Raw genomic sequence first — 18,883 nt, 5'->3', positions numbered from 1 at the left:
CGGGGCTCACCTCGTTCGCAGAATGATCGTCGCGGACTTCTTCAGGACACCGAAGAACAGCCGGTGGTACTCCTGCACCCGTTCACCCAGCACCCGGAAGCGGGTCGCGTCCGGCGGTGGCCCGTGGACCTCGTACTTCTTGTTCACATACGCCTCGTCCGCCAGCGCGGGATCGAGCATCATCCGCAGGAACAGGGCCGCCGGTGCTTCGAAGACGATGTCCGGGTCGGTGGCCGGATGCCCGGCGACGCCTGCTTTCCCGTTCTCGATCACCAGGTGGAACGGGCGCTCTCCGGCGAGCCGGAATTCGAGCGTGCGGTCCCAGCGGTCGAGCAGATCCCGCAGTTGCGGGGTGCGGTTCAGGAAGACCGCGAAGACCCGGATGGCGAGCTGGCATTTCACAGTGGTTTTTCCTCGTGTCGAACGGAGTGCTTCGTGGCGAGCGGCGGCGAGGAACGCCGGGCTCCCCGCGGCGCACGCACAGCAGATCGCCTGGTGCTCCGCGGACGGATCGCGGTCCATCTCCTGGGCCACATAGGACAGTCCACACGTGTGGCAGCGGATGCGCGAGGCCCAGGGATCGGCCACTTCGGACCGCGGGTCGTGGGGACGGGACAGGACCGCGTCCGCCCGCGAGACGAGCAGGGCGGCGGAGTAGCCGGCGAACGCGATCAGGAAGGTCGCCGGTGCGTACCAGGTGGCCCCGAACGGACCGCAGACGGTGAGCAGCACGACTCCGGCGGCCGTGCCGATCGTCCAGGTGAGCACGGCGGGCCGGTGCACCGGCGGCACCCGGCCAGGGCGGTACTCCAGGTGCTCGGGGGCGATGCCGCGGACCTTCGCCCAGAGCATGTACGCCACGACGACGCCGACCCAGGCCACCGTGATGATGGCGCTGTACTCCAGCGCGATCTGCAGTTTGCTGATCACGTCCTGGAGCATCAGCAGGTAGACGAGCACGCCGACGCCGACGACCCACAGCCAGCGCGGGATGCTGCGCCGCACGAGCCGTCCGGCGAGGTTCGCCAGGTTGCTCGAGGCGACGTAGTAGTTGGCCGTGTTGATCCGCGTTTGCGTGACCCAGATGAACACCACGGCCCAGCCGCCCATCAGCGCGATCATGCCGTCCACAGCGGACAGTTCGGTCAGCTCGCCGGCGACCAGGTGTTCGGCGAGGAAGATCCCGACGAAAGCGTTGAGCAGCAGGGTGAATCCGTGGAAGACCGGGCCGAAGGTGAACCACCGGTGGAAGCGCAGGTCCTCGACCTTCGCGTGCCGGGCCATGTCGCCGGCGAACATCATCAGCACCCACACGCCCATGTAGAGGGTGAACGAGTAGAGCCAGCCGGGGCCGGCGACGTCCGCGGTGCCGCCGCCGGTGTGCAGCCAGTCGGTCCGGTACCCCTTCGCGGTGATCGTCCAGAACACGGCGACGGCCATGCCGATGATGTACACCGGCAGCAGCGCGCCGTTGAACTTGTCGAGGAAGGCCCGCACCCCGCCGATGGCCAGTGGCACGCTGTAGGCCACGACGGCCAGGTACCAGAACCACATCGGCAGGCTGCCGGTGCTGAGGCGGAACGCGTGCGCGACGACCGAGCCCTCGAAAGTGGCGTAGAAGATCGCGATGAGGAACAGGACGAGTGTCGCGATCGCACCGCCGCGCAGCCCGAACAGCGTGCGGGAGAACAGGTTGATGCTGGTGCCCGTGCGTGCGGCATAGGTCGACATGGCAGCGCAGAGCACGCTGTAGGCGACCACCGAGGCAGCGGCGCCGATGAGTGCGTTCACCGGGCCGACCGCGACGGCCGCCACTCCGGCGGTGATCAGCCAGGCCATGGCGCTGGCGAGTGCGTACCACGCCATCGACATCGACCAGCGGCCGCTTCGCGCGGTCTTGGGCACGACGTGCGCGGCGTAGTCCTCGGTCGCGGCACGGCGGACGACCGCCGGATCGTCGTGGAACGACTCTTCGAGTGCCGGCAGCGCCGTGGTGGCCATGGCCGTGGTCGCCGTGGCCGTCGGGGTCGTCGTCATACGAAATCCCTTCTGTGTAAGGGAATCAGGGAAGGATCGCGCAGGCGGAACCTGGGTTGCCCGGCTCGGTCGAAGGGTGCGCGAACGACTTCGCCACATAGTGCTGCGGCCCGTGGCCGATGTCAACAGTTTGGGCGCCCAAACGACGGCGGGTCGGTGAGTGAACCGCACCTGCGGCACAGTTCGCGGCCTTGGGCCCGTATCTGCGGGAACCTCCGGACTCGCGGTGGCCGGTTGCGGGGGTCACGGGCAGCTTGGAAGAATCATCGAAGATCTCGTGAGACGGGTTCCGTGAGGCAGATTTCGTGAGACGGATTTCCTGGGACAGATCCCTTGAGGCAGATCTCTGGGGACGATGAGAGTGGGTCGGGTGGAACGTGCCGCCGAGGCGGGGGCGGGGCCGAAGGGCTTCGCCGCTGTCCGAGCCAACGCCGTCGACGGCATCCGCGAGATGATCATCGACGGGCGTCTGCGTCCGGGTGATCGCATTGTCGAGCGGGACCTCGCCGAGCGGCTCCAAGTGTCCCGGTATTCGGTGCGCGAGGCGGTACGAGCCCTGACCTACGAGGGTTTCCTGGTGGCCGAGTCGCCCCGGCGGATCGTGGTCCGGCGGTTGTCGAGGCGTGATGTCGAGGAGTTGTTCGACGTCCGGGAAGGCCTGGAGATGCTGGCGACCGGGCTCGCGGCCCGCCAGGCGGATGCGGACGGCGTCTCACGCCTGGAGAAACTGCTGGAGGACACGGCAGCCGCGACCGACGACGCGGTGCTGCACACCCTCAACGCGGACTTCCACCTGATCATGACGGAGATCGCGGGCAACAGCCTGCTGCGTGCGATGGCGTTCCCACTGGAGGGCCGGCTGCGCTGGCTCTACCAGCACAATGGTGACTGGGATCGGCTGCTCTGTGACCATCGCGCCCTGCTCGCAGCCGTCGTCGCGGGCGACGAGGAACGTGCCCGCGTGCTGGCGGTGGAGCACGCCCGCACGAGCCGGGCGCACACGCTGGCGAACCTGTTCCCCGCGCAGGAGCCCGGCGTACCGGGGGAGTGACGCGCCGCGCCGGTCAGTGTTGTGCCGGACCGGGATCAGGCAGACTTCCGCCATGGCCGCACGACGGAGCAGTGAGCGCACGTCCCCGGTGACCCTCGAGCAGCTCGCCCGGGAGGCCGGCGTGCACGTGTCCACGGTGTCCCGCGCGCTCAGGGCCGAACCGGTGGGCGTCGGTCCCGAGACTGTCGCCCGGATCCGCGAGCTCGCCCACGACCTCGGGTATCGCCGTGACCCGGCGGCGCACGCGCTGCGGACCGGCCACACCCGGACCATCGGCGTCCTCGTCCCGCGGCTGACCGACGTCGCGATGGCGACCATCTTCGACGGCATCGACGAGACCGCCCGGCTGGGCGGCTACGACACCGTGGTCGCGAACACCCACGACGATCCCGAGGAGCGGCGCAGCCGGGTCGAATCGCTGCTGTCCATGCGGGTCGCCGGGCTGGTCCTCGCGGACTCGCGTTCGGACGCCAACGTCGTGGCGCAGCTGCGCCGTTCCCGGGTCCCGTACGTGCTGGTGATGCGCAGGCTGCCGAAGCAGGTCGCGGTGACCACCGATGACGAACAGGGTGGCAGGCTGGCCGCCGAACACCTCCTCGAGCGGGGGCACCGGCGGGTCGGCGTGGTCGCCGGCGACCAGGCGGCGAGCACGGGAGTCGAGCGAACGCACGGCTTCCGCGAGACCTTCGCGCGAGCGGGCCATCCGGTTCCGGCCGAATACGTGGTGGAGTCGGGATTCGGCGTGTCCGACGGCCGGCGCGCGACCGAGCAGATCCTCGCGCTCCCGTCGCGTCCGACAGCGATCTTCGCGGTGAACGACTTCACCGCGGTGGGTGCGATGGGCGCGATCCGCGACGCCGGCCTCCGCGTCGGACAGGACGTGGCCCTGGTCGGGTACAACGATCTCGACCTGGCCGCGGAGCTGCCGGTCGCGCTGACCTCGGTCCGCTCACCGCTGGCCGAGATGGGCCGGGTCAGCGCGCGGATGCTGCTCGACCTGGTCGGCGGACGCCGGATCGCTTCCCGGCGGTTCGCGCCCACGCTGAGCATCCGCGACTCCAGCCTGGGCCACGTCGTACCCCCGAGCTGAGCGGCCCGGCCCAGGCGGGCCGGCGGCCGCCTGGGCTCGGTGGCCGCCTGTGCCGGGTGGCCGTCACGGCTTGGTCGGGTCGGCCATCGGGATGACGGTAGCCATCGCCTGACCTCGTTCCCCGCGGTGCCGGCAACATCCGGTGATTCCCTGCGCACGTAAGGCGTTCGGCGTAGTCATGTCCCGACGACGAGCTCGGCCCTTGACATCGCGCAAACGTTTGTTCAGACTCCAGCGCAAACGTTTGAGTACTTCCCGGTCCCGGCCGGGGAGACCGGTTCCCGGCGTCAGCGCCGACGTCGATGCAGCGGTGCCGGCTCGCGTTCCCGCCGAGCCGGTGCCGGGGAGGTGTCCCATGTCCGAATCAGGTCCGTCGACCACCGTGCAGCGCAGTCCCCGGCTCTACAACGAAGATCTCGCGCCGCGCCGGCCGAACGCGGTGTGGCGCACGTGGGACCTGTTCTGCGTCTGGATGTCGGCGGTGCACAGCCTCGGCGGGTACACCTTCGCCGTCGGCCTGCTCGTGCTGGGGCTCAACGGGTGGCAGATGGCGCTGGCGATGGTCGGCGGCGTGGCCATCGTCTACCTGGGCTGCAACCTGATGGGGGTCGCCGGTCAGCGTCTCGGCGTTCCGTTCCCGGTGTTCGCCCGCGTGAGCTTCGGCGTGTTCGGGGCGAACGTGCCCGCACTGCTGCGTGCGGTCGTCGCGATCTTCTGGTACGCCATCCAGACCTATCTCGCGTCGGCCGCGCTGATGATCCTGGTGCTCAAACTGGTTCCGCCGGCCGCGGCCTGGACGCACGCGTCGTTCCTCGGGTTGTCGGGTCTCGGCTGGCTGTGCTTCCTCGGGCTCTGGCTGCTCCAGCTGGTCGTGCTGCACCGCGGGATGGAGACCGTGCGCAAGCTCTCCGACCTGTCCGGCCCGGTCATCTGGATCGCGATGCTGGCGCTCGCGATCTGGGTGCTGGCGCGGGCCGGCTGGCACCTCGACTGGACCTACCACGAGGGCGGCCCCGGCATGACGACCGGAAGCGTGATCGTCGCGGTGGTGAGCGGCGTCTTCCTGACCGTGTCCTACTTCGCCGGCCCGATGCTCAACTACGCCGACTTCGCGCGGTTCGCCCCGGACAAGCGGACCGTCCTGCGGGGCAACCGGCTGGGACTGCCGCTCAACGCCTCGGCCTTCTGCGTGGTGTCGGTGATCATCGCGCTGGGCACCGTCCGGTTGTACGGCAAGGCGATCAGCGATCCCGTGCAGCTGGTCGCGGAACTGGACAGCACGGCCGCCCTGCTGCTGGGCACCGTCGCCTTCGCGCTGGCCACCGTCGGGGTGAACATCGTGCTGAACTTCGTCTCGCCTGCCTACGACCTGGCGAACACGTTCCCGAAGCGGATCAGCTTCAAGACCGGGGGACTGATCACCGCGGTGCTGGCGCTGGTGGTGCTGCCGTGGAAGATCTACGCGAACCCGGTCGCGGTGAACTACTTCCTCGGCGGGGTCGGCGCCCTGATGGGCCCGCTGTTCGGCATCCTGCTGGCCGACTACTACCTGATCCGCCGGGCTCGCGTCGACGTCGCCCAGCTCTACACCGACGCGGTGTCCGGGGCGTATCACTACCGCCGGGGGACGAATCTGCGTGCGGTGGCGGCACTCGTCACCTCCGGCGCGGTCACCCTGGTGGTCGCGCTGGTTCCCGCGCTGGCGGATTTCGCTTCGTACGCATGGCCGATCGGCGTCGTGCTGGGAGTGGTGTGCTGCCTGGCGTTCACCCGCGGTGGCACCGCGCTGCCGCCGCAAAGCCCCGCGCGCGGCCCCGCGCAGTCCGCCGCGACTTCGACCGTCACGGACCACTGACCCCGTACCGAAGGAGAACGCATGTCCCACCTGCTGCTGACCGGCGGCCGGGTCGTCACCAGCTCCGGCACCTCCGACGCCGACGTGCTCGTGCGCGGCGGCCGGATCGAGGCGATCGGCCGTCTCGGCGACCTGCCGATCGCCGAGGCCGAACGGGTGGACGTCACCGGCAGGCTGCTGCTGCCCGGCGGTGTCGACGTCCACACCCACATCGACTCGCCGATGATGGGCACGACGACGTCCGACGACTTCGAGACCGGTACCCGGGCGGCGGCGTGCGGCGGGACGACGACCCTCGTGGACTTCGCGATGCAGCTGCCCGGGCAGTCGCTGACGAACGCGCTGGCCGGGCACCACGCCAAGGCCGAGGGCAAGGCCGTGGTCGACTACGGCTTCCACATGTGCGTCACCGACCTCTACGAGGGCGCGACCGGCGAGTTCGCCGAGATCGTGCAGTCCGGGGTCAGCAGCTTCAAGGTGTTCATGGCCTACCGCGGCAGCATCATGCTGCACGACGGCGACTTGTTCGAGGTGCTGCGCACCTCCGGTGGCCTGGGCGGCCAGGTCTGCGTGCACGCGGAGAGCGGCGACGTCATCGACCGCCTCAGCGCGGACCTGGTGGCCGCGGGCAGGACGGGGCCCGGTTCCCACGAGATCTCCCGGCCTCCCTCCACCGAGATCGAAGCGGTGGAGCGGGCGATCAAGATCGCGCGGATGGCCGACTCGCCGCTGTACTTCGTGCATCTGTCCACCGAGGGCGCGGTCGAGGCGGTGGCCGAAGCGCGGTCGAAGGAATGGGCCATCGCCGGCGAAACCTGTACGCACTACCTGACTTTGGACCGTTCCCTCTACGACGCGCCCGGCTTCGAGGCGGCGAAGGTCGTGCTGACCCCGCCGCTGCGGACGCAGGAACACCGCGACGCGCTCTGGCGCGGACTGCGCGCGGGAACGCTCGGCGTGGTGAGTTCGGACCACTGTCCGTTCTGCCTGGAAGAGAAGCGGCGCTTGGGTTCCGCGGACTTCCGGGCGATTCCCAACGGCGGTCCGGGCGTGGAACACCGGTTCATCGTGATGTACGCCGAAGGCGTGCGCGCGGGGCGGATCTCGCTGGAGAAGTTCGTGGACCTCGTCGCCGGCGCTCCGGCCCGCCAGTTCGGCTTGCCGTCGAAGGGCGCGATCACCACCGGTGCGGACGCCGACATCGTCGTGCTCGACCCGGAGGGCACCACCACCATCACCGCCGAGACGCAGAACCAGCGGATGGACTACACGCCGTACGAGGGCTGGACGCTGCCCGGGGCGATCGAGTCCGTGTACTCCCGCGGGGAACTCATCGCCCGCGACGGCCGGTACGTCGGCGTCGCCGGCCGCGGGCGGTTCCTCGCCCGCACCACGCAGTAGCCGAACTTCGACACCGACGGAGGGCAGATGGCCGACTTCGCAGTGCTGGACCCGGTGACCGAGCGGGTCCGGCAGGACTTCGCCGCGCTGGCCGAGATCCGTGACCCGGACACCGACGGGTGGACCCGCACGGTCTTCTCCGAGCCGTACCGGGCGTCCCGGGACTGGGTGCGGCGGCGGATGGCCGACGCCGGCCTGACCGTGCACGCCGACGGTGCGGGCAACCTCGTCGGCGTGCTGCCGGGACGCGATCCGGCGGCGCCGGCGCTGGTGACCGGCTCGCACACCGACACGGTCGCGGCCGGTGGCCGGTTCGACGGGGTCGTGGGGGTGCTCGGTTCGCTCGAGGTCGTGCGGCAGCTGGCCGAACACGACCTGCGCCTGGACCGCGACCTGCTCGTGATCGACTTCCTGGGCGAGGAGTCCAACGACTACGGCCTGAGCTGCCTCGGCAGCAGGTCCCTGGCCGGGGAACTCACCGCGGAGCATCTGGACCGGCGGGACCTGCACGGGGTGTCACTGGCCGAGCGTTACCGCGGCTTCGGGCTCGACCCGTCCGAAGTGCTCGCCTCCGCCGGCCGCTTCGCCCGCCGCGGCCTGCACCGGTATGTCGAGCTGCACATCGAGCAGGGGCCGGTGCTGGAGGACCGTGGCGTGAGCATCGGCGTCGTCACCGCGATCGCGGCGATCCGCCGTCTCGTGGCGTCCTTCGCCGGACGCCCCGACCACGCCGGGACCCGGCCGATGGGGGACCGGGCCGACGCACTGGTCGCCGCGGCCGAAGCGGTGCTCGCCGTGCGTCAGGAAGGATGCGGTGCGCCGGTGCACGGCGTCGCGACCACCTCGAGGATCGAGTCCGAACCGGGCTCGCCCAACGTGGTGCCCGGCCTGGCGCGGATGTACGCCGAAATGCGCAGCGTCGACGACGGCTGGCTGACCGAGGCGCAACGGCGCCTGGCCGCCGAGATCGGGCACCGGGCCGCGGACCACGGGGTGACGGTGGACCTGACCTGGTCCTCGGACAACGAGCGGGTCAGCGCGAGTCCCGATGTGCACGAGGTCATCGGCCGTGCCGCCGACGCGGTGGGCGTGAGCTGGGAGCCCGTACCGAGCGGCGCCACCCACGACGCGGTGCACCTCGCCCGCCTGTGCCCGATGGGGATGATCTTCGTGCCCTCCCGGGGAGGGCGCAGCCACTGCCCCGACGAGTGGACCGATCCGGCCGACATCGCCATCGGGATCCGCGTGCACGCGGCGACCCTGCTCGAGCTGGACCGGCTTCCCGACCGCGCCGCCTGACCACCGGGGCCGAACCTATACTCGGCTGTCGTGGTCGAATCCTCCTTGCCGGCGATGGAACGGTGCCGGGCGTTCCTGGACGAGCGCGGTCCGCGGACGCCGTGCCTCGTCATCGATCTCGACGCGGTGCGGGACGCGCACGACCGGCTGCGTGACGCGCTTCCCGAAGCGCGGATGTACTACGCGGTGAAGGCGAACCCGTCGCCGGAGATCGTGCGGTTGCTCGTCCGCGCGGGCGCCGGTTTCGACGTCGCCGGGCGTGCCGAGATCGAGCTCTGCCTCGACCAGGGAGCCCGTCCCGAGCTGCTTTCCTACGGGAACACCGTGAAGAAGGCCGACGACGTCGCGTTCGCCTACCGCGCCGGGGTACGCCGGTTCACCTTCGACAGCTCCGCCGACCTGGAGAACATCGCCGAACGCGCGCCGGGGTCGACGGTGTCGTGCCGGATTCTCGTGGACAGTTCCGGTTCGCAGACGCCGTTCGGGCAGAAGTTCGGCTGTGCGCCCGAGACGGCCGTGGACCTGCTCACCCGCGCGGCGGCGCTCGGACTGGATCCGGAAGGGGCCGCCTTCCACGTCGGCTCCCAGCATCTGGATCCGGGCGCATGGGATGCCGGGATCGCCGCTGCCGCCGAGGTGACCCGTGCGGTCGCCGAACGAGGGATCACCTTGCGCGGCTTGAACATCGGCGGCGGGCTGCCGGGCCGGTACGACACCGTTCCGCCACCGCCGGCCGACTACGCCGCGGCGATCCGCGCGTCGGTCGCCCGGCACTTCCCGGCTCCGCCGGAGCTGGCGTTCGAGCCGGGCCGCGCGGTCGTGGCCGACGCCGGGCTGATCCGCAGCGAGGTCGTGCTCGTCTCCCGCAAGTCCGCGACTGCCGCACGCCGCTGGGTGTACCTGGACATCGGCCGGTACGGCGGGCTGGCCGAGACCGAGAACGAGGCCATCGCCTACCGCCTCGAGACCGCGCACGACGGCACCCCGGACGGCCCCGTCGTCCTCGCGGGCCCCACCTGCGACGGGGACGACGTGCTCTACCAGCGCACGCCGTACCGCCTGCCGCTGGCGTTGCGGGCCGGCGATCACGTGGACATCCTCAGCGCGGGGGCCTACACCCAGAGCTACTCGTCGGTGTCGTTCAACGGCTTCCCGCCGCTGGCGACCCATTTCGTCGGCGGCGAACCCGACGAGGTCGGAGAGTTTACCGGCCGGCACGTGCTCGCGGAGTTCTCGCAGGTGCGCCCCGAGCTGCTCGACGACGCCACCTTCCTGAGCGAAACGCTGGAATGCGCGCTGAGCAAGGCCGGCGCCACAGTGCGCGAAGTGACGTCCACGCGGTTCGAGCCGCAGGGCGTGACCGTGGTCGCCCTGCTGTCGGAGTCGCATGCGTCGATTCACACGTATCCCGAACGCGGGTCGGCGTTCGTGGACGTGTTCACCTGCGGACGCCGCGCGGATCCGGAACTGGCCGTGCAGCTGGTGCGGGACCAGCTCGGCGCGAACGTGGCGCGGACCAGGACCATCCACAGAGGACGGGAGAGCGGATGAACATCGAGGAGCCGGTCGGTGCCGGCCTGACCCGGGTCTGGGCGGTCTCGGACGTGCTCGCCGACACCGACACCGGCTACCAGCACCTCGTGATCGGCAACACCGCGCAGGGGGTGTCCCTGTTCTGCGACGGCGAACGGCAGAGCACCGAGCTCAGCCAGCTCGTGTACCACGAAGCGCTGCTCGTGCCCGCGCTGCTGCTGGCCGCCGAGGTGGACCGGGTGCTCGTGGTCGGCTCCAGCGAAGGCGTGGTGTGCCGGCTCGCCGTGGTGGCGGGCGCGTCGGTGGTCGACCACGTCGACATCGACACGCAGGCGGTACGGCTGTGCGCCGAACACCTGCCCTACGGTTATTCCCCGGCCGAACTCGCCGACGCCGAGCGGGGTGCCGGGCCGATCCGCGTGCACTACGCGGACGGCTGGGAGTTCGTGCGCACCTGCACCGAGCGGTACGACATCGTCCTGGTCGACCTCCCGGACGAGCAGGACGGCACCGAGGCGCAGCACAATCGCTTGTACGGCAAGGATTTCCTGGAGTCGTGCCGGGCGCTGCTCACACCCGGGGGAGTGGTGGCCTATCAGGGCGGCTGCCCCACCCTGTGGCGCAACGCGACGCTGCGTGCGTGCTGGCGGCGGTTCACCGAGGTGTTCGGATCGCCGGTCTACTTCGGCTCCGACGAACACGAGTGGGCGTTCTTCTTCGGTACCGCCCTCGACACTCCGGTGGAGACGATGGTGGAGCGGCTGCCCACACTGCCCTACCGTCCGGAGACGATCGACGAAGCGGCCCTGCGCGGCTCGACGGTGCCGCCGATCAGCCTTCGTCGGTGACGCAGCCGGCGGGGCGGATCCGGGACGGACTCCGGTGAGCGGAAAGGTCGGTGGCGGGCGTCGGCATGCTGCTCGCCGCCGTCTCGCTCCTCCTGTCACCGGTGCGAACGATGGTCGTCGGACAGCTGGGGCGTCAGCGCCCCAGATCCAGGATGGCGTAGCCGAAGCCGGGCACGGTGAGGGTGTCGCCGTCCACGCGGACGCCCCGGTTCTCCACCGGACGTGCGTGCGAGAGCCGGCTGTCCGGCACCGCGACCGTCGCGGGATCGCGGCGCGGGTTGAGGGTGACCAGGAAGCGGCCCCCGCGCAGGTAGGTGAGCGGGTAGCCGTCGTCGAAGACACGCACCGAGGCCTGTGTGCCCAGCTCGGGATGGCGCTTGCGCAGCGCGAGCAGCCGGCGGACGAAGTGCAGCAGCGAATCCGGGTCACGACGCTGCGCCGCCACCGTCGGCCGGTCCGGGTCCGGGTCGAGCGGGAGGTAGAGCCGGTCCGGGGACGCGGTGGAGAATCCGGCCTGCGGTCCGTTGTCCCACTGCATCGGCGTGCGGTTCTCCTGGCGCCCGGCACTGCCCTCCACCTCGGGCAGCCCGGCGACCGCCCGCATGCCGATCTCCTCGCCGTAGTAGATCGTCGGCACGGTCGGCCAGGTCAGCAGGAACGTCCACGCCGCGGGGAACTCCTCCGGGCCGCGGACCCCGTCGGCCAGCCGCGTCGCGCTGTCGTGGTTGGCGATCGGCATGATCGTGTGCCCGCCGCTGCCGATGCTCCTCGTCGCGGTGGTCCACGCGTCCACGAACGTCTTCGCGGTACCGGTGCCGGCGGCGGCGAAGTACGGCTGGTCACGCCAGAGCGACCGCCAGGGCGCGCCGTCGCCGGGACCGTTGACCGGCAGGTAGAAGTCGCCGTCGAAGCCCGCGGGCACCGACGTGGCCGGGTCGCCCCATTCCGAGATCAGGACGGCGCCCGGGTGCCTGCGGCCCATCCACGACCGCAGCTCGCTCCACAGCCTGCCGGTTTCGACCCAGCCCGGATCGTCCTTGACCAGCGTCGCCGCCATGTCGCAGCGAAAACCGGAAACACCCAGCTTCAGCCAGTGGTCCATGACGTCCCGGATCGCGGCGCGGTTCGTGCGCGGTCCCTCGGCGTCGACCGGCTCGCGCCACGGCTCGTCCGGGTGCATCCGCGCGTAGCCGTAGTTGATGGCCGGTTGCGTGGCGTAGTAGTTCATCCGGAACGCGCCGGGGCGCGGACCCGGCGACGCGACGAACTGGTCCGGCAGCGGGCCGCCGTCCGGCAGCTGGTCCGGCGTCGCCCAGATGTAGCGGTCGTTCGTGGTGTCGCGCAACGACTCGAGGAACCACGGGTGCTGGTCGGAGGTGTGTCCGGCGACGAGGTCGAACAGCACGCGGATCCCGCGGCGGCGGGCGGCCGCCACCAGGCGCGAGACGTCCTCCTCGTCGCCGTACCGCGGGTGGACGCTCGTGTAGTCGGCGATGTCGTAGCCGGCGTCGGTGAACGGCGACGGGAAGACCGGGTTGACCCACAGCGTGTTCGCCCCGAGCCACTGCAGGTGGTCGAGGCGCTCGATGATGCCGGAGAGGTCACCGATGCCGCTGCCGTCCGTGTCTTGGAAGCTCTGCGGATACACCTGGTACAGCACGGCATCGCCGAGCCAGGATCCCGACCCCCGTGCCGTGGCCGCGGCCGCCTGCCCGGGCCGGACCAGCGCGGCGCCGGCGATCGCGGCCCCGGTGCCGAGCATGAACGACCGCCTGGAAACCACCATGTCCACTCCTGCCGCCGAGGCGTGACTACGTATGCATGACCGGGGTCAATGTAGGGCATCGACCGGTGGAAGGGAAGGCCGCCGTCCCGCCCGCCTCGATCCGCGCCGGGGGAAGGCGTGACCGGGGGAGCGACGGCCGGCCGGGACAGGACGGCCCTGAATGAATGGTCCCGCCCCGGTTGCTCGGCTCAGGGGTAGCCGGGGCGGAACTGTCCTGGACGGACGGCCCCGCCCCGGTCGTCCGGATCAGGCGCGGCCGGTCGCGACCAGTTTCGCGATGCGGGTCACCGCGTCCTCGAGGACGTCGGGCGCGGTGGCGAAGTTGAGCCGGACGAATCCGTCCCCACCGCGGCCGTGGTCCGGCCCTGGCGTCGTCGCGACCCCGGTCTTCTCCAGCACGACGGCGGCCGGATCGGCCACGCCCAGTGCGCGCAGGTCCAGCCAAGCCAGGTAGGTCGCCTCCGGCGCCGTGTAGAGCTCCGGCAGGCCCGCGGCGGTGAACAGTTCGCCCAGCAGCGCCCGGTTGCCGGACAGGAACCGCAATGCCTGCCGCAGCCAGTCGGCACCGTGCCCGAACGCCGCCGCGGAGCCGAGCATGCCGAGCGGGCTGATTCCGCCGGTGGCCGCACCGGGCAGCTTCGCCCACTTCGCGTGGTCGGCGGGGTTGGTCAGCGCGAGGAAACCACACCGCAGTCCGGGAATGTTCCAGGCTTTGGTGGCGGAGAACAACGTGACCGAATGGTTCCGTGCCGTCCCGCCCACCGCGGCGTAGGGCGTGAACGGCGTGCCGTAGCGCAGGGGAGCATGGATCTCGTCGCTGATGACGCGGGCACCGTGGCGCTCCACGAGTTCGGCCAGTTCGGTCAGCTCCCGCGGGGTGAACACGCGGCCCACCGGGTTCGCCGGATGGCACAGCAGCACCGTGCGGGCACCGCGGCCCAGTTCGGCATCGATCGCGTCGAGATCGAGCCGGTAGCCGTCGTCCTCCCGGAGCATGGGTACCTCGACAGCCGCGCGATCGGCGAGCTCGACGGCGCCGAAGAAGCTGCGGTACGTCGGGGTCGGCACCACGACCGGCGAGCCGGCCGGGGTGAACAGGCGGATGCTGTGGGTGATCCCGCGCATCAGCTCCGGCAGCAACCGGATCTCGCCGGCCTCGGCGGCGAGCCCGTGCGTGCCGCTCAGCCACTCCGCGGCGATCTCCGGCAGGCCGGAAAGCGGTGCCGGGACCGGGTAGCCGACGGTTTCCCGCCGGACCGCGTCGGCCAGCGCGGTGGCGATCGGCGGGGCGATCGGCAGGTCCATTTCGGCCACCGTCAGGTCGAGCACGTCGGGCCCGTACACCGACCACCGTTTCGTGCCGCGCGCACGTGACCGCGCCACGTCCCAGTCGAAATCGGCGTAGCGTGCGTCGCTCATCCAGTTCTCTCCTCGGTTGTGCTTGTGCAGGATCAGTTTCCGGTGGCCAGCGCGGGCGCCGGCGCGTGGTCGCCGCGGGTGACGCGGGCGCGGTACCGCAGGCCCGAGCGGTGCGCGGCCCACCAGGCGGCAGTGCTGACCGCGGCGGCGAGCACGCTGTCCCACGGCGCCGGCAGTACGTCGAGACCCTTGAACGAGCCGAACAGCGACAACGCTCCCAGCAGGAGCAGCCATGCGAGCAGCCACCCGCCCAGCAGGACCGGGACGCCTTCGGCGCGCAACCGCCTGCGGAGGAGGTAAAGCACGAACCCGATGAGCAGCAGGGGAACCGCGACCCGCACCTTCGTCCAGCCCGACCAGTACAGGATCAGCCCGGACAGCACGAACGACACCGAGCCGACCGGCAGCGACCAGCGTCCCAGGTATCCCGTTCCTGCCCCCTCACTGCGGTGGAGCACGGTCGTGGCCACCGACACCACCGCGTAGCTCAGGCCGTAGAAGAAGCTCAGCGAGCTGGCGATCGACTCCCAGTCGCCGAACCCGAGCACGACCACCGCGCCGACGACCGCGTTCAGCAGCAACGCCGTCCAGGGTGCGCCCCAGCGCGCGGTGACACGGGTGAACGCCTTGGGCAGCAAGCCGTTCTGCGCCACACCATAGGTGTAGCGGCCCTTGATGGAGGTGCCCATGAACAGGCTGCCCGAGGGCGAGAACACCGCGTCGGCGATGAGCAAAGTGGACAGCCAGCCCATGCCCAGCAGCCCGGCCAGCTGCGCGAGCGGGGAACTGAGGTTCAGCCCATGCCAGCCGGAGCCGAGCAGCCCGCTGGGCGGGGCGAAGATCATCGTCGCCTGCAGGGCCAGGTACAGCAGGAACGACCCGGCCCACACGCCCAGCGTCGCCCGCGGCACCGAACGCCGCGGGTTGCGCGCCTCACCGGACATCACCGCCGCGCCGTTGATCCCGGTGAACGCGTACACCACACCGCCGCCGACCACCGCCGACAACGCGGCCGAGACCCCGTACGGGGCGAACCCGCCACCCACCGCGTAGTTCTCGGTGTCGAAACCGCTGGCGAGCAACAGGATCACCGTCCCCGCCGGCACGACCAGCTTGATCGTCGTGACCACGTTGTTCACTGTGGACACCAGCGCGACGCCGAACATGCTGATCACCGCGAACACCAGCAGCATCGCCGCCGCGCACGCACGGCCCAGCCAGCTGAGCGAGTCCCCCGACACCATCGACGGCAGCCAGCGGCTCAGGTACTGCATGACCGCGGTGGACTCGCTCGGGCCCGCGAACACCGCCTGCAGCAGGATCGCCCAGCTGACCGCGGTGCCCACCAGCGGCCCGGCCGCCATCCGCGGCCAGCGTACGTTGCCCCCGGACATCGGATGCCGGAACGCCAGATCGATGAAGACCAGGCACACCAGCAGGGTGGCGAACCCACCGATCACCCACGTCAGCAACGCCGCGGGACCGGCCGCTTTCGCCACCGTGTAGGGCGAGAGCAGCCATCCCGACCCGATGACGCTGGAAAAAGTCAGCAACGCCAGCGAGGGAGTGCCCAGTGCGCGGCGAAGCTTGCCGTCGTCCGCGGCGGATGCCGTCGCGACCGCGGTCGTCTCCGGTCCTGGACTTGCGTGGTTCGGCTCCATCGCTTCACCGTGGGACAGGCGCGAGTATTCCGGTAGAGTGACTTTCCCTTGAGCTGGCGTTAACTTCTGCCTATGGCTCCCTACCCTGTCGAGACCGTCGACCTGGTGGTCTTCACCGCGGCCGCGCGGCTGGGCAGCTTCTCCGCGGCGGCCGCCGAGCTGCGGCTGAGTTCGCCTTCGGTCAGCTCGCGGCTCGCCGCGCTGGAGCGCCGCCTCGGCGTGATCCTGTTCGAACGCGGGGCCCGCGGGAGCGTGCTGACGCCGGAGGGGGAGCGGTTCGCCACGTACGCGCGCCGCTGCCTGGAGCTGCTGGGGGAAGCGGTCACCGATCTCGGCACCGAACGCGCCCAGCGTCTCGTGCTGGCCGCACCCGCCAGCCTGGGATCGTCGGTGTTCGCGCCAGCACTGTCCGTGCTGGCCGGCGAACCCCTCGCCGTGCACTGCCGCGTCGCGCACAGTGACGAGGTGGTGCGGCAACTGCTCGACGGGATCGCGAACGCGGGTTTCCTGTTCGCCGGAACGACCTCTGACGCCGTGCGGTCGACCCGCGTCACCAGCTCACCGATCGTCGCGGTGTGCTCCCCGGACCACGCGCTGGCCGCTCGTCGCCGGGTCCGCTTCCCCGACCTCGCGGCGACTCCCGTGGGGGTCTACCGCTGGGGTCCCGAGGCCGAACCGCTCGCGAAGCTCTTCGAACACCAGCACCGGCCGGTGCACACGATCGGCCTGCCACTGACCGCGATCCGGCTCGCACTGGAGGCCGGCCACGTCGCCGTGGTCCCGCACTACGCCGCCGCCCGCCACCTCACCGACGGCTCCCTGCACCGCCTGCCCCTGCCGCTGCGGCAGTGGAAACTGGAGATCCGCTTCGCGTACCTGCCGACCGCGGTGCACCGCGCCGGCGTCACCACCCTCCTGGACAACCTCGGCGACATCAAGGCGGCGCTGACGGCGTGAGCACCCAGGGAGCGGTTCGACCAGCTGGCCGGCGGGTGGCCTGTACGCAGCGGGCGATTACCCATTGCCCGGCGGGAGCTTCGCCGGCCCGCCCGGTTCGCTGAGGAGACGCGTCAGGTAGTCGAGGTCCTGCTGAAGCAGCGCGACCGCCCCGAGTGGAGTGGGCGTGTCCGGAGTGTGCCCGGCGGCTCGCGCCACCATCGCCACCGCGTTCTCCGCGATCTGGTCGGCGACCGGTTCGGCGGGGTGGTCCTCGGACGGGTGGAACCACCAGGCCACCCAGTTGCACATGCCGATGATCGACAGGGCCGAGACACGGGCATCGACGGGCCGGAAGTGACCGGCCGTGACGCCCTCCTCGATGACGCCCGTGATCTCCTTGAGGACGGCACGCCGCCCCCGGAGGTGCTTCTTTGCGATCTCCGGTGGCAGCGACTGCTCGCTGCGGTCGAGCGTGCGGAACTGCGCCGGCTGTTCGGCGCGGCGCAGGACCAGGGCGCGCACGAGCAGGCGCAGCTTGTCCGCCGGATCGAGGTCGGTGCGCCGGCGGACCTCACGCAACGAGTTCGCCGCGTCCCGCGCGGTGGCCTCGACCATGGCGACGAGCAGCTCTTCCTTGCTCTTCACGTAGTTGTAGAGGTTGGGCCGGCTCAGCCCGACCGCGTCCGCGACGTCCTGCAAGGTGGTCCCGTCGTACCCGCGCTCGGCGAACAGGCGCATGGCCTGGTCGACGATCTCGCCCATGAGCAGCTTGCGCCGGGGCGCCGGACCTCCACGGGACTCCACTCGTCCACCGGAACGCTCCTGCGCTCCGGACCCCTCCGCGGCCACTACGTCCCCCTTGTCGCGAATCCGATGCGAAGCCCGCACCTGCGTTCGCATGGCATCCTAGCCGCGCGTTTCGGACGGGTTAGGCGCCACCTTGTCCGTTCAGGTGCGAGGAAGGTGTTCAGGTGGTCGAGGGGCCGCGGGCAATTCGGGGTGGCGAGGTCCCGGCGGTCAGCGACCCGTGGGAGTTCCAGGCTGAGTGTGGGGAGGCGTTCGTCGCGTCGTGGCGGGCTCGCGCTCCTGCACGGGTCCTCCAGCCGAGAGACCCGGTTCCCGCGTGTGGACGACATCGATCACCACGTCCGGACCGGCCGGCTGGGCACCCGCCTCAACCGTCTACCTGTCCCACGTCCTCGACGACTGCGGCTTTCCACCCGCATGATCCGCAGCACCCGCGTCGTTCGGCTGCCAACCTGGACCGACCTCGACCGTGGGGGTTCCCGCGTGCTCCGACATCTCCAGGTGGTTCCCCGTCTCGCCGATCACGCGACCGATGCAGGAGCACACAGTTTCGCAACCCGCACGGAATGGAGTGAAAGCCCTTGAGTACCAACCGAATTACCGATGGCGCCGAACGTGCGATCATCGAGAACATGCTCGATCGCAACCGCGAGGCGCTCATCGAGACCGCACGGGGCCCGTCCGAGGTCGACGCCCGCCGACGACGACTCGTCCCGTCACTGACGACACCGATCTCATTGATCAAGCAGGCCGCCGCCGCAGAACGGATCTGATTCCAACGGTTCTGGGCGGGACTCGACGAATCCGAATGCGGCGGATACTCGAACCGAGATGAGGGTACGTTCGCCGTCGCAGACGATGAGCCGGTGGCCGATGTGATCGCCGAGTTCGAGCGTGCAAGCAAGAGATCACGTCTGCTCGCCTCCAGGTTCGACCTCGACGACACCAAGGACAATCCCCGTGGAGGAACAGTCAGCATACGGTGGACCCTGCTCGCGATGATCGAAGAATTCGCCCGGCACGCGGGTCACGGCGACATCCTTCGCGAACAAATCGATCGGACCCCAACTCGACAACCGAACCCGTGAAACTTCGGCAGCGCCTCGCAAGGTTCGCGTGAACATGTGCGCCGGCGGTGCGCGATTGTTCGCGCGAAC

General features: G+C 70.5%; 13 protein-coding genes and 2 pseudogenes. 10 read left to right on the top strand and 5 right to left on the bottom strand.

The genetic code is table 11. The annotated features are described in order from the left end of the window. Positions 1-6: 6 nt before the first annotated feature. Entirely contained in the window at positions 7-2,037 is a 2,031-nt protein-coding gene (locus tag BJY18_RS06585; protein ID WP_184778592.1) for an SCP2 sterol-binding domain-containing protein, read from the bottom strand. Positions 2,038-2,407: 370 nt separating this feature from the next. Here BJY18_RS06585 and BJY18_RS06580 point away from each other — a divergent pair, with 370 nt between their 5' ends. The 8 genes and pseudogenes from BJY18_RS06580 (at position 2,408) to BJY18_RS06550 (ending at position 11,114) form a co-directional block, all read left to right on the top strand. Then, on the top strand, positions 2,408-3,088 hold the full coding sequence (locus BJY18_RS06580) for a GntR family transcriptional regulator (protein ID WP_312873758.1): 681 nt from the start codon (positions 2,408-2,410) through the stop codon (positions 3,086-3,088). 52 nt (positions 3,089-3,140) lie between these two features. Then, positions 3,141-4,178: a LacI family DNA-binding transcriptional regulator gene (locus tag BJY18_RS06575; RefSeq protein ID WP_184778590.1), complete on the top strand. Its 1,038-nt coding sequence runs from the start codon at positions 3,141-3,143 to the stop codon at positions 4,176-4,178. Positions 4,179-4,533: 355 nt separating this feature from the next. Beyond that, the gene (locus BJY18_RS06570) at positions 4,534-6,033 is read left to right on the top strand and encodes an NCS1 family nucleobase:cation symporter-1 (RefSeq protein WP_184778589.1); all 1,500 of its coding nucleotides are present in this window, start codon (positions 4,534-4,536) and stop codon (positions 6,031-6,033) included. 21 nt (positions 6,034-6,054) lie between these two features. Further along, on the top strand, positions 6,055-7,434 hold the full coding sequence (hydA, locus tag BJY18_RS06565; protein WP_184778588.1) for a dihydropyrimidinase: 1,380 nt from the start codon (positions 6,055-6,057) through the stop codon (positions 7,432-7,434). Between the two features lie 27 nt (positions 7,435-7,461). Further along, the gene (locus tag BJY18_RS06560; RefSeq protein WP_184778586.1) at positions 7,462-8,733 is read left to right on the top strand and encodes a M20 family metallo-hydrolase; all 1,272 of its coding nucleotides are present in this window, start codon (positions 7,462-7,464) and stop codon (positions 8,731-8,733) included. Between the two features lie 54 nt (positions 8,734-8,787). Continuing rightward, positions 8,788-9,831: pseudogene (locus BJY18_RS06555) on the top strand (type III PLP-dependent enzyme); the annotation flags it as partial. Positions 9,832-9,891: 60 nt separating this feature from the next. After that, positions 9,892-10,284: an adenosylmethionine decarboxylase gene (speD, locus tag BJY18_RS36705; protein ID WP_246459495.1), complete on the top strand. Its 393-nt coding sequence runs from the start codon at positions 9,892-9,894 to the stop codon at positions 10,282-10,284. Next, positions 10,281-11,114, top strand: coding sequence for a spermidine synthase (locus BJY18_RS06550; RefSeq protein ID WP_184778584.1), 834 nt, complete (start codon positions 10,281-10,283; stop codon positions 11,112-11,114). Before speD ends, BJY18_RS06550 begins: the two co-directional genes overlap by 4 nt. A gap of 133 nt (positions 11,115-11,247) precedes the next feature. On the opposite strand, the gene BJY18_RS06545 is transcribed toward BJY18_RS06550, so the two are convergent. The 3 genes from BJY18_RS06545 to BJY18_RS06535 form a co-directional block, all read right to left on the bottom strand. Next, positions 11,248-12,900 (bottom strand): alpha-amylase family glycosyl hydrolase, encoded by a 1,653-nt coding sequence (locus BJY18_RS06545; protein WP_221457597.1) that lies wholly within the window; start codon positions 12,898-12,900, stop codon positions 11,248-11,250. Between the two features lie 246 nt (positions 12,901-13,146). Beyond that, positions 13,147-14,319: a MalY/PatB family protein gene (locus tag BJY18_RS06540; RefSeq protein WP_184778582.1), complete on the bottom strand. Its 1,173-nt coding sequence runs from the start codon at positions 14,317-14,319 to the stop codon at positions 13,147-13,149. Between the two features lie 32 nt (positions 14,320-14,351). After that, positions 14,352-15,980 (bottom strand): APC family permease, encoded by a 1,629-nt coding sequence (locus BJY18_RS06535; protein WP_184778580.1) that lies wholly within the window; start codon positions 15,978-15,980, stop codon positions 14,352-14,354. Between the two features lie 72 nt (positions 15,981-16,052). On the opposite strand from BJY18_RS06535, the gene BJY18_RS06530 reads away from it, so the two are divergent. Then, positions 16,053-16,937 (top strand): LysR family transcriptional regulator, encoded by an 885-nt coding sequence (locus tag BJY18_RS06530; protein ID WP_184778578.1) that lies wholly within the window; start codon positions 16,053-16,055, stop codon positions 16,935-16,937. Positions 16,938-16,994: 57 nt separating this feature from the next. Here BJY18_RS06530 and BJY18_RS06525 read toward each other — a convergent pair whose 3' ends face one another. Next, entirely contained in the window at positions 16,995-17,723 is a 729-nt protein-coding gene (locus tag BJY18_RS06525; protein ID WP_312873757.1) for a TetR/AcrR family transcriptional regulator, read from the bottom strand. Positions 17,724-18,307: 584 nt separating this feature from the next. On the opposite strand from BJY18_RS06525, the pseudogene BJY18_RS06520 reads away from it, so the two are divergent. Further along, positions 18,308-18,814 (top strand): annotated as a pseudogene (locus BJY18_RS06520) (DinB family protein). Positions 18,815-18,883 lie beyond the last annotated feature (69 nt).

This window comes from Amycolatopsis jiangsuensis, assembly GCF_014204865.1.
Classification (GTDB): domain Bacteria; phylum Actinomycetota; class Actinomycetes; order Mycobacteriales; family Pseudonocardiaceae; genus Amycolatopsis; species Amycolatopsis jiangsuensis.
The sequence above is the reverse complement of the archived record's forward strand: the minus strand, read 5'-3'. Positions and strand labels throughout refer to the sequence as shown.

Bases quoted from the DNA above. Each gene is read 5' to 3' on its own strand.
- BJY18_RS06530 (WP_184778578.1), top strand. From the start codon at position 16,053: ATGGCTCCCTACCCTGTCGAGACCGTCGACCTGGTGGTCTTCACCGCG.
- hydA (WP_184778588.1), top strand. From the start codon at position 6,055: ATGTCCCACCTGCTGCTGACCGGCGGCCGGGTCGTCACCAGCTCCGGC.
- BJY18_RS06535 (WP_184778580.1), bottom strand. From the start codon at position 15,980: ATGGAGCCGAACCACGCAAGTCCAGGACCGGAGACGACCGCGGTCGCG.
- BJY18_RS06545 (WP_221457597.1), bottom strand. From the start codon at position 12,900: ATGGTGGTTTCCAGGCGGTCGTTCATGCTCGGCACCGGGGCCGCGATC.
- BJY18_RS06550 (WP_184778584.1), top strand. From the start codon at position 10,281: ATGAACATCGAGGAGCCGGTCGGTGCCGGCCTGACCCGGGTCTGGGCG.
- BJY18_RS06585 (WP_184778592.1), bottom strand. From the start codon at position 2,037: ATGACGACGACCCCGACGGCCACGGCGACCACGGCCATGGCCACCACG.
- BJY18_RS06570 (WP_184778589.1), top strand. From the start codon at position 4,534: ATGTCCGAATCAGGTCCGTCGACCACCGTGCAGCGCAGTCCCCGGCTC.
- BJY18_RS06575 (WP_184778590.1), top strand. From the start codon at position 3,141: ATGGCCGCACGACGGAGCAGTGAGCGCACGTCCCCGGTGACCCTCGAG.
- BJY18_RS06540 (WP_184778582.1), bottom strand. From the start codon at position 14,319: ATGAGCGACGCACGCTACGCCGATTTCGACTGGGACGTGGCGCGGTCA.
- BJY18_RS06560 (WP_184778586.1), top strand. From the start codon at position 7,462: ATGGCCGACTTCGCAGTGCTGGACCCGGTGACCGAGCGGGTCCGGCAG.